This window comes from Mycobacterium sp. E802 (assembly GCF_001666875.1).
Classification (GTDB): Bacteria; Actinomycetota; Actinomycetes; order Mycobacteriales; family Mycobacteriaceae; genus Mycobacterium.
Genome location: NZ_LZJD01000022.1, coordinates 75,659 through 83,101, shown reverse-complemented (window position 1 = coordinate 83,101; position 7,443 = coordinate 75,659). Strand labels below are relative to the sequence as shown.

The following is a 7,443-nucleotide window of genomic DNA, read 5'->3' as shown; positions in this document are numbered from 1 at the left end:
CGTCTGTTCGGCGGGAGAAATCAGGTGATGCCGAGCCGGTCGATGAGCATCAGAAAGGCCGCGGCGAAATCGTTGTCGGCCGTCGCGATCCGCACCGCATCCCAGTCCACCTGTTCGCGCACTGCGCGGGCGGCCGGCAGCAGCGCCGCGAAATCGCAATGGTGCTCATTGAGCGACCGGAGTTTCTCCGACACCACCACCGTCGGTGGCAACACCGGCATCCGGATCGCCAGCACGTCGAGCACCTCGGCCGAACCGAGCAGTTCGGGGCCCACCGACTTCCCGTTGAGTTGGTAGAGCACGTCGACGAGGACGTCATCGTCGGGATAGGCCTTGAACAACCAATCTTCGGGCACGTGCACGATCTGAAATCCGGCCTTGCGCAGCGTCACCTCGGCGGCCTCGGCGTCGGTTTCGGACACGACGAAATCGACGTCGTGCACCGGCTCGGGTGCGCCGTAAGCCCACAACGCATAGCTACCGGCCAGCGCGAAGTCGGGTCCGTGCGTCTTGAATGCCGAGGCCGCGCGTTTGAGCGCGTCACGCAGGTCATCGTTGCGGTCGAGCACGGTGCCATCCCGGGGTCTCGGGCATCGTCATGGTGGTCGGATGCAGTTGTGGGTATGGAGTACCCATGCGGCTGGCAACTTTCAACATTCTGCACGGACGAAGCGTCCACGACGGCGACGTCGACCTGAGCCGATTGGCCGACGCGGTGGCCGAACTCGACGCCGACATCCTGGCATTGCAGGAAGTCGACTATGATCAGCCCCGTTCGGGAAAGGCCGACCTGACCGCCGTGGCGGCCGAGGCGATGAACGCCGTGAACCACCGGTTCGTCGCCGCGATCTCCGGAACACCGGGCGCCACCTGGATGGCCGCCACCGGCAGCGAACAGCCCGGAACCGCCGCCTACGGCATCGCCCTGCTGTCGCGGTATCCGGTGGAGAACTGGCAGGTGGTACGGCTGCCGCGCATTCCGTTCCGATTCCCGATGTACGTCTCGGGAATCCAGCAGTTCCGGATCATCCACGAGGAACCGCGGGCGGCAGTGGTCGCCCGTGTCGACACCCCGCTGGGCCCGATGACGGTAGCCAACACCCACCTGTCGTTCGTCCCGAACTGGAACCGGGTGCAACTGCGCCACCTGGTGCGGGATCTGCGGGGTTTCCCTGGTCCGCGCCTGCTCATGGGGGACCTCAACATGGGACCGGGCCGGCCGGCCCGCTGGCATCCGCTCGGCAGCGCACCGACATTCCCGGCCGATGAGCCCACGACGCAACTCGACCACATCCTCACCGACGATCCGAGCCTGACCGCCGGGGACTGCACCGCACCGCGTCTGGCGATCTCGGATCACCGGGCGTTGGTTGTCGACATCCCGGTGTCCGCCAAGCCGTAGGGTTTTCCGATGCACGTCACGTCAGTGGAGACGACGGAGCTGTTTGCCGGGCCCGACGACGCGCCTCGGCAGCTGGTCCGGGTGCGCTACGCGGGTTGCACGGCGCCGACGCCGGTGCGGATCAGCGGCGACGGACTGTCCGGAGAGGCGGTCGCGGCGCCCGGGGAAGGCATCGTCGAGGTCCCGGTCGATGTCGAACGCGGCGTGCCGGGGCAGGTCCGGCAGGCCCGGGTGAACACGACCGACTTCGAATTCACCGTCGCCGAGCCCGGCTGGACCATGTACATGATCAGCCACTTCCACTACGACCCGGTCTGGTGGAACACCCAGGCCGCCTACACGAGCGTATGGACCGAAGACCCGCCCGGCCAGTGCCGGCAGACCAACGGATTCGACCTGGTCCACGCCCACCTGGAAATGGCCCGTCGCGAACCGGAATACAAGTTCGTGCTCGCCGAGGTGGACTACCTCAAGCCCTACTGGGACGCCCGCCCGGAGGACCGGGCCGACCTTCGCCGGTTCATCGCCGAGGGGCGCGTCGAGATCATGGGCGGCACCTACAACGAGCCCAACACCAACCTCACCAGTCCCGAGACTGCCATCCGGAACTTCGTGCACGGCATGGGTTTTCAGCGCGATGTACTGGGTGCCAAGCCGGCCACCGCGTGGCAACTCGACGTGTTCGGGCATGATCCGCAGTTTCCCGGGATGGCCGCCGACGCCGGGCTGACCTCCAGTTCTTGGGCGCGCGGGCCACATCATCAGTGGGGGCCGATGCAACATGACGGTGACCCCGAGCGGATGCAGTTCGCCAGCGAGTTCGAGTGGATTGCCCCGTCGGGCCGCGGATTGTTGACCCACTACATGCCCGCGCACTACTCGGCCGGATGGTGGATGGACTCCGCCGCCTGTCTGGCCGACGCGGAGGGGTCCACGTACGCGCTGTTCGCCAAACTCAAACGAGTTGCGTTGACCCGCAACGTGTTGTTGCCCGTCGGCACCGACTACACGCCGCCCAACAAGTGGGTCACCCAGATCCACCGGGACTGGAACGCGCGATACGCCTGGCCCAAGTTCGTGTGTGCGCTGCCATCGGAGTTCTTCGCGGCGGTGCGGGAGGAGGCCGCGTGCCGGGGCATCACGCCCTCGCCGCAGACCCGCGACATGAACCCGATCTACACCGGCAAAGACGTCTCCTACATCGACACCAAGCAGGCCAACCGGGCCGCCGAGGACGCGGTGCTCGACGCGGAGAAATTCGCCGTGTTCGCCGGGCTGCTCGGCGGCGCCGACTATCCGCAGGCGGCACTGGCCAAGGCCTGGGTGCAACTGGCCTACGGCGCCCACCACGACGCCATCACCGGCTCGGAGTCCGATCAGGTGTATCTCGACCTGCTGACGGGCTGGCGGGACGCCTGGGAATTGGGCGTCACGGCGCGCGACAATTCACTGCGCCTGCTCTCCGAAGTGGTCGACGGTTCCGTGGTGGTGTGGAACACGCTGGCGCACAACCGGTCCGACATCGTCACCGTGCACCTGGACACTCCGTTTCCCGGCGCGCTGTACGACAGCGACGGCAACGAGGTCCCTGTGCTCGTCGAGCACGGTGGGCTGACGGTCAGCTGGCGGGCCCACGATATGCCGTCCCTGGGCTGGCGGTCCTACCGGTTCGGGGACGGAGCCGGCGGTGGATGGGAGCCGTTGGCCGGAGCCGAAATCACCAACGGGCGCTACCGGTTACGTGTGGACGTCGCCCGCGGCGGCGGGGTGTGCTCATTGACCGACGACGGCCGTGAGCTCGTTGCCGACGGTCGCGTCGGCAACGAGCTGGCCGTCTACGAGGAGTATTCGGCGCACCCCGAGGCCGGCGAGGGCCCCTGGCACCTGTTGCCCGCCGGGGGCGTGCAATGCTCGTCGGCCTTCCCGGCCGAGTCCGTGCAGTGCTACCGCAGTGCACTGGGGCAACGGGTGATCGTGCGTGGCCGGATCGGAGATCTGTTGCGCTACACCCAGATCCTCACGCTCTGGGACGGCGTGGACCGGGTCGACTGCCGCACCACGATCGACGAGTTCACCGGAGCCGACCGACTGGTACGCCTGCGCTGGCCGTGCCCGGTGCCCGGGGCGCTGCCGGTCAGTGAGGTCGGCGACGCGGTGATCGGGCGCGGGTTCGGGTTGATGCACGCACACGGCGCCGACACTGCCGTCGACGCGGCACAGCATCCCTGGACGCTGGACAATCCGGCCTACGGCTGGTTCGGACTGTCCTCGGCCGTGCGGATACGCATCGGCTCGGATGTCCGCGCCGTATCAGTGGCAGAGGTGATCGCCCCCGACGCCGAGGGAGTGGACCCGCGGAACCTGATGGTGGCCCTGGTGCGGGCCGGGGTGACCGCGACGTGCAGTGCCGCCGACAAACCCCGCTACGGTGACCTCAGCGTGGACTCGAACCTGCCCGATGCCCGCTTCTCGCTCGGCGGTCCGGACGAAAACCCGTTCACTGCCGCAGTTCTCGCAGAAGCCGATGTGTCCTACGCCGATGAGGTCAAACGGCAGCTCGAGGAGACCGGCTCAGCGCGAGTGTGGGTGCCCGCCGCGGCGGCCCTGACCGACCACTGGGTGCCCGGTGCTGATCTGCGCGGTGTGCGCGCGTTGCCGGTGCTGATCCTGGCCGGCGACCTCGACGCGGCCGTGGACGAGTTGGCCGACGCAGAGATCGCCGTCACCCAGCAGGCGCCGTCGGCGGTCGAATCGTTCGACGACCGCACGGTCGCCCTGCTCAACCGCGGAGTGCCGAGCTTCGCCGTCGAGCCCGACGGCACACTGCACACGTCGCTCATGCGGTCCTGTACGGGCTGGCCGTCGGGCACGTGGATCGACCCGCCGCGGCGCACTGCGCCGGACGGCTCCAACTTCCAATTGCAGCATTGGACACACACATTCGACTACGCCCTGGTCACCGGTATCGGGGATTGGCGCACGGTCGGAGTGGCATCGAGCGCCGCGGAATTCAGCCGGCCGCTGCAGCCGGTGGTCGTGCAATCCGAGGAGGTCGGCGGGCTGCCGCCCTGGGGCTCACTGCTGGAGATCGAGCCGGCCGGCGTCGTGCAACTCGGTGCGCTCAAAGCCACCGGTAATCCGCTGGCGTCGGGCAGTGCGCGCAGCGCCGACCCGGCCGCGGGGGTAACTGCCCGGTTGATCGAGATCACCGGCAAGGCCACCGAAGTGACCCTGCGCTCCGGACTGCGCACCGTGTCCACCGCGGTGAACCTGAACCTGCTGGAAGAGCCTGTGCCCGACCAGCCTGACCGGTTGAGCCTGCACGGCTACCAGATCGCCACGATATCGACGGAATTGAACCTGCCGCAGGTGCTGCGGCGCGAGCACCAGCAGCTGGCTCCCGAAGCCGAGACGGCGCAGCCGCTCTACGCCCGGTACTGGCTGCACAACCGCGGCCCCGCCCCGTTGGGTGGCCTGCCGGCCGTCGCCTACCTGCATCCTGACGGCGTCACCGCGCAAGCCGGCACCGATGTGACGCTGCGACTGACGGCGGCCAGCGACTGCACCGACGCCGCCCTGCACGGCCAGATCCGGCTACACGCGCCGGCAGGATGGGCGGTGCAGCCCACCGAACTGCCCTACCTGCTGCCGCCCGGTGAGCATCTGGAAACCGATGTGCTGCTGCGCGTCCCGGCCACTGTCGAACCAGGGCTGTACCCGCTGCGCGCCGAACTCTCGGTGACCGGCAGCGGTGCGGAGGCCTTGCCGCAGTCCTGGCGCCAGGTGGTCGAGGACGTCTGCATCGTCACCGTCGGCGAACCGGGCCACCACGTGCTCACCCTCGTCTCCGAGCCGCAACCGGTCGACGTCCAGGCCGGCGAGACCGCGCAGCTGTCGGTCACCGTCGGCACCGACGCGCACAGCAGCCTGTCCGCCGAGGCCCATGTGATCAGCCCGTGGGGCACCTGGGAATGGATCGGACCGGCCGCGGTGGGCACGGAGATCCCCGCGGCCGGTACCGCCGAGATCGTGTTCGACGTCGCACCGCCACCGTGGCTGGAGCCGGGGCAATGGTGGGCACTGGTCCGGGTGGGATGTGCCGGACGGCTGGTCTATTCGTCGGCGGTCACGGTGACGGTGCGATGAACACGGCGTGGGCGGCCCAGGTGGCTGGAAAGCCGGTGTGGGTCAAGGAGATCGACGATCGGGAAACCGCGGTGCGGGCCGGTAACCGGGCGGCAGCGCTGCCGCGGGCGGGCACCAGCGAGGGGCGTCAACTGCGCCGCTGGCTCACACAGCTGGTGACCGCCGAACGGGTGGTGGCCGAGGAGGCGGCAGTGCGCGGCCTGACTGCCGATGGTGCCCCGGCGCTGGAGGCGGTGCTGCCCGACACGTCCGCCCGGTTGCAGATCGGCAGCGTCGCCGCGGCGGTGCTGGCGGACCCCCTGGCCCGTGCGGTCTTCACTGAAGTGACTGCGGCAGTGCGGGTTTCGGAGTCGCAGGTGGCGGCGTATCACGCCCGGAATCCACTGCGCTTCGCTATCGCGGGGCGCGGGCCGAACGGCTGGCACACTGCGCCCGTCGCGCCGGCGCTGGACGCGGTCCGTGACCAGATTTCCTCGCACCTGCGTGCCGCCGTGCGCCGGCAGGCGTTTCGGCAATGGCTCGACGCGCAATGTGCGGCACTGGTGCAACTGGCCCCCGGCTACGAACATCCCGGTGATCCCCGCCAGCCCGACAACACGCACAAGCACTGAAGGTGACCCTGCATGACACTCACAGCGGCCCTCGACATCGGCGGCACCAAGATCGCGGCCGGCCTGGTCGACCCGGACGGTGAACTGGTCCATCGGTCGCAACTGCCGACGCCCGACGGGGACGCGGAAACGGTGTGGGGTGTGGTCGAGACGTTGCTCGCCGAGACCTCGCGGATTGCCGGTGGCGCGGTCACCGGCGTCGGCGTCGCCTCGGCCGGACCGATCCACCTGCTCAACGGCACCATCAGCCCGATCAACATCCCGCAGTGGCAGGACTTTCCGATTGTCGAGCGGGTGGCAGCCGTGACGCGGTTGCCGGTGCGGCTCGGCGGGGACGGGCTGTGTATGGCGCTGGGGGAGCAATGGCGTGGTGCGGGCCGGGGCGCACAATTCCTGCTCGGCATGGTGGTGTCGACCGGGATCGGTGGGGGTTTGGTCCTCGACGGGATGCCGTATGACGGCCGCACCGGTAATGCGGGGCACGTCGGCCACGTCGTCGTCGACCCGGACGGCGGTGAGCCGTGTACGTGCGGTGGGCACGGCTGCGTCGAGACCGTTGCATCGGGCCCCAGCATGGTGCGGTGGGCCCGGCGACAGGGGTGGACCGGTACCGATGCGAAGGCGCTGGGCGATGCAGCCGGCCTAGGAGATCAGTTGGCGCTCAAGGCCTTTGATCGTGGTGGGCGGGCGGTGGCGGCGATGATCGCGTCGGTGGCCGCGGTGTGCGACCTGGACCTCGTGGTGATCGGTGGAGGAGTGGCCAAGTCGGGGGCGCTGCTGTTCGACCCGCTACGAAAAGCGTTGGCGCACTATGCCGGGCTGGACTTCCTGCGTGGGCTGCGCGTGGTGGCCGCCGAACTCGGCGGCGATGCCGGCCTGGTGGGTGCGGCGGCCCTGGCCCGCGGCTGATCGCGCTGCTTCTGCATGTGGGTGCGGCCCCAGTCGCACAGCGCCTGCAGGACCGGGGCCAGTGTCGTGCCGTAGTCGGAGATCGAGTAGTGCACGCAGGGCGGCACCGTCCCCGCGTCGTGACGGTCGATGATCCCAGCGTCGACCAGATCATGCAGATGCCGGATGAGCATGCGCTCGGTGATGTCGGGGATGCTGCGGCGCAACTCGGCGGTGCGCATCGGCCCGTCGCTCAACCGCCACAGGATCGTGCCCTTCCAGCGTCCGTCGATGACCGACAGCGTCGCGTCGATCGGGCACTCGCCGATCTCCTTCTTCGGAACCGCCATCGCTCTCCTTGCTGACTAATTTGTCAGTACCTTGTTTTTTGTCAGC

At 68.8% G+C, this 7,443-nt stretch carries 6 protein-coding genes; 4 read left to right on the top strand and 2 right to left on the bottom strand.

Features of this window, described 5'->3' with window-relative positions:
- Nucleotides 1-20 precede the first annotated feature (20 nt).
- Complete coding sequence (locus A5699_RS03520) at nt 21-569, bottom strand: hypothetical protein (RefSeq protein WP_067765413.1); 549 nt, start codon at nt 567-569, stop codon at nt 21-23.
- Nucleotides 570-634: 65 nt separating this feature from the next.
- On the opposite strand from A5699_RS03520, the gene A5699_RS03515 reads away from it, so the two are divergent.
- From A5699_RS03515 to A5699_RS03500, 4 genes are read left to right on the top strand one after another with little or no spacing between them, the layout of a single operon-like run.
- Nucleotides 635-1,402, top strand: a complete 768-nt coding sequence (locus A5699_RS03515; RefSeq protein WP_067765410.1) for an endonuclease/exonuclease/phosphatase family protein — start codon at nt 635-637, stop codon at nt 1,400-1,402.
- Nucleotides 1,403-1,411: 9 nt separating this feature from the next.
- A complete protein-coding gene (locus tag A5699_RS03510; protein ID WP_067765406.1) occupies nt 1,412-5,548 on the top strand; it encodes an NEW3 domain-containing protein in 4,137 nt (1,378 codons plus the stop codon).
- A complete protein-coding gene (locus tag A5699_RS03505) occupies nt 5,545-6,159 on the top strand; it encodes a malonyl CoA-ACP transacylase (RefSeq protein WP_067765403.1) in 615 nt (204 codons plus the stop codon). The genes A5699_RS03510 and A5699_RS03505 overlap by 4 nt, the downstream gene beginning before the upstream one ends.
- Nucleotides 6,160-6,171: 12 nt before the next feature.
- On the top strand, nt 6,172-7,068 hold the full coding sequence (locus tag A5699_RS03500) for an ROK family protein (protein WP_067765400.1): 897 nt from the start codon (nt 6,172-6,174) through the stop codon (nt 7,066-7,068).
- Here the strand turns inward: A5699_RS03500 and A5699_RS03495 are convergent.
- Nucleotides 6,969-7,397, bottom strand: coding sequence for a helix-turn-helix domain-containing protein (locus A5699_RS03495; protein WP_067765397.1), 429 nt, complete (start codon nt 7,395-7,397; stop codon nt 6,969-6,971). The two genes, A5699_RS03500 and A5699_RS03495, sit on opposite strands and share 100 nt — an antisense overlap.
- Nucleotides 7,398-7,443: the final 46 nt, after the last annotated feature.